This window comes from Corynebacterium sp. HMSC062E11, from assembly GCF_001811845.1.
GTDB classification, from domain to species: domain Bacteria; phylum Actinomycetota; class Actinomycetes; order Mycobacteriales; family Mycobacteriaceae; genus Corynebacterium; species Corynebacterium hesseae.
In genome coordinates this window covers 1-3,139 of the sequence record NZ_KV806777.1, presented here as the reverse complement: position 1 = coordinate 3,139, position 3,139 = coordinate 1, and the positions used below count along the sequence as shown (strand labels likewise).

2 rRNA genes are annotated in these 3,139 nt (G+C 52.9%); both read right to left on the bottom strand.

Annotation, left to right across the window (positions count from 1 at the left end):
• Positions 1–1,252, bottom strand: a 23S ribosomal RNA gene (locus HMPREF2822_RS01975); the annotation flags it as partial.
• A 455-nt stretch (positions 1,253–1,707) separates the two neighbouring features.
• A 16S ribosomal RNA gene (locus HMPREF2822_RS01970) occupies positions 1,708–3,139 on the bottom strand; the annotation flags it as partial.

The window sequence follows — 3,139 nt, the reverse complement described above, 5'->3', positions numbered from 1 at the left end:
TTGCCGCGGCTTCGGCGGTGTGCTTGAGCCCCACTACATTGTCGGCGCAGGACCACTCGACCAGTGAGCTATTACGCACTCTTTCAAGGATGGCTGCTTCTAAGCCAACCTCCTGGCTGTCTTCGCGATCCCACATCCTTTTCCACTTAGCACACCCTTAGGGGCCTTAACCGGCGATCTGGGCTGTTTCCCTCTCGACTATGAAGCTTATCCCCCACAGTCTCACTGCCGCACAACACAATTAGTGGCATTCGGAGTTTGGCTGACATTGCTAAGATTGTAGTCCCGCTCAACCAACCAGTAGCTCTACCTCCACCAAGCTAATGCGACGCTGCACCTAAATGCATTTCGGGGAGAACCAGCTATCACGGAGTTTGATTGGCCTTTCACCCCTACCCACAGCTCATCCCCGCAGTTTTCAACCTACGTGGGTTCGCGCCTCCACAGCATCTTACTACTGCTTCACACTGGCCATGGGTAGATCACCCCGCTTCGGGTCCAGGACATGCCACTAAACACCCCATGAGGATTCGGTTTCCCTACGGCTACCCCACACGGGTTAACCTCGCGACATGCCGCTGACTCGCAGGCTCATTCTTCAAAAGGCACGCCATCACACACAACAGGTGCTCTGACGGATTGTAAGCACATGGTTTCAGGAACTATTTCACTCCCCTCCCGGGGTACTTTTCACCATTCCCTCACGGTACTCATACACTATCGGTCACACTGAGTATTTAGGCTTACCGGGTGGTCCCGGCAGATTCACAGCAGATTCCACGAGCCCGCTGCTACTCGGGCAACCCAACAACCTATGCATTGAAGCCTTCAACTACGGGACTATCACCCTCTACGGTGGGCGTTTCCACACCACTTCACCTAACAACAACACACAAGCAAACCAGTGGTAGCTGATTCACATTGGGGCCCACAACACCGCACACACAACCCCTACCAAGTATCACATGCACACGGTTTAGCCTCATCCACGTTCGTTCGCCACTACTAGCAGAATCATATTTTATTTTCTTCTCCTACGGGTACTGAGATGTTTCACTTCCCCGCGTAAACCCCCACAACAGCTATGAATTCACTGAAGGGTAACACCCCATAACAGGTGCCAGGTTTCCCCATTCGGACATCCTCGGATCAACGCTCTATTGACAACTCCCCGAGGCTTAACGCAGCCTTACACGTCCTTCATCGGCCCAGCATGCCAAGGCATCCACCATGCGCCCTAAATAACGAACACACAACCAACACAACAACCACCACAAACATGGCAATCAAACTGTGCTGGTGTGAACACACAAAACACAAAAGAACAAAGAAATCACACAAACCATGACCCACCACCAACACAAAAGAAGATGGAAAGCACATGGTTAAATGCTCGCGTCCACTATACAGTTCTCACACAACACCCCACACAAGACAACAACCACACCAAAAAGAACAAGCAGTTATTGAAACTTACGTGGGTTACAACCAGGGAACAATGCCCCAGACACCCAACAATGCACCAAGCACTCATCTATACGCGATTAACACGTGTGTTAGTTGAATCATCATTCTGGTTAAGATGTATCTCCACCCGATTATCAATCGGTGGCAGTAAAACAATCGTCTACATAAACCACCAAGCGAATGAGAATAAACACTCACACGCTATACAGCACCAACTGGTGCTCAATTAAAGCTCCTTAGAAAGGAGGTGATCCACCCGCACCTTCCGGTACGGGTACCTTGTTACGACTTCGTCCCAATCGCCGATCCCACCTTCGACAGCTCCCTAACAAGTTTAGGCCACTGGCTTCGGGTGTTACCAACTTTCATGACGTGACGGGCGGTGTGTACAAGGCCCGGGAACGTATTCACCGCAGCGTTGCTGATCTGCGATTACTAGCGACTCCGACTTCATGGGGTCGAGTTGCAGACCCCAATCCGAACTAAGACCGGCTTTCAGCGATTCGCTCCACCTCACAGTGTCGCTGCGCGTTGTACCGACCATTGTAGCATGTGTGAAGCCCTGGACATAAGGGGCATGATGATTTGACGTCATCCCCACCTTCCTCCGAGTTAACCCCGGCAGTCTCTCATGAGTCCCCAACCAAATGCTGGCAACATAAGACAAGGGTTGCGCTCGTTGCGGGACTTAACCCAACATCTCACGACACGAGCTGACGACAACCATGCACCACCTGTACACCAACCACAAGGGACACTACATCTCTGCAGCAATCTGGTGTATGTCAAGCCCAGGTAAGGTTCTTCGCGTTGCATCGAATTAATCCACATGCTCCGCCGCTTGTGCGGGCCCCCGTCAATTCCTTTGAGTTTTAGCCTTGCGGCCGTACTCCCCAGGCGGGGCGCTTAATGCGTTAGCTACGGCACAGAAGACGTGGAAGCCCCCTACACCTAGCGCCCACCGTTTACGGCATGGACTACCAGGGTATCTAATCCTGTTTGCTACCCATGCTTTCGCTCCTCAGCGTCAGTAACTGCCCAGAGACCTGCCTTCGCCATCGGTGTTCCTCCTGATATCTGCGCATTTCACCGCTACACCAGGAATTCCAGTCTCCCCTACAGCACTCAAGTTATGCCCGTATCGCCTGCACGCCCGAAGTTAAGCCCCGGAATTTCACAGACGACGCGACAAACCACCTACGAGCTCTTTACGCCCAGTAATTCCGGACAACGCTCGCACCCTACGTATTACCGCGGCTGCTGGCACGTAGTTAGCCGGTGCTTCTTATACAGGTACCGTCACAAAAAGCTTCGTCCCTGTCGAAAGGAGTTTACAACCCGAAGGCCGTCATCCCCCACGCGGCGTCGCTGCATCAGGCTTCCGCCCATTGTGCAATATTCCCCACTGCTGCCTCCCGTAGGAGTCTGGGCCGTATCTCAGTCCCAATGTGGCCGTACACCCTCTCAGGCCGGCTACCCGTCGACGCCTTGGTAGGCCATTACCCCACCAACAAGCTGATAGGCCGCGAGCTCATCTTGCACCGAAAAAACTTTCCAACCACCACACTAAAGGCAGTTCATATCCGGTATTAGACCCAGTTTCCCAAGCTTATCCCAGAGTGCAAGGCAGATCACCCACGTGTTACTCACCCGTTCGCCACTCGAGTACCCC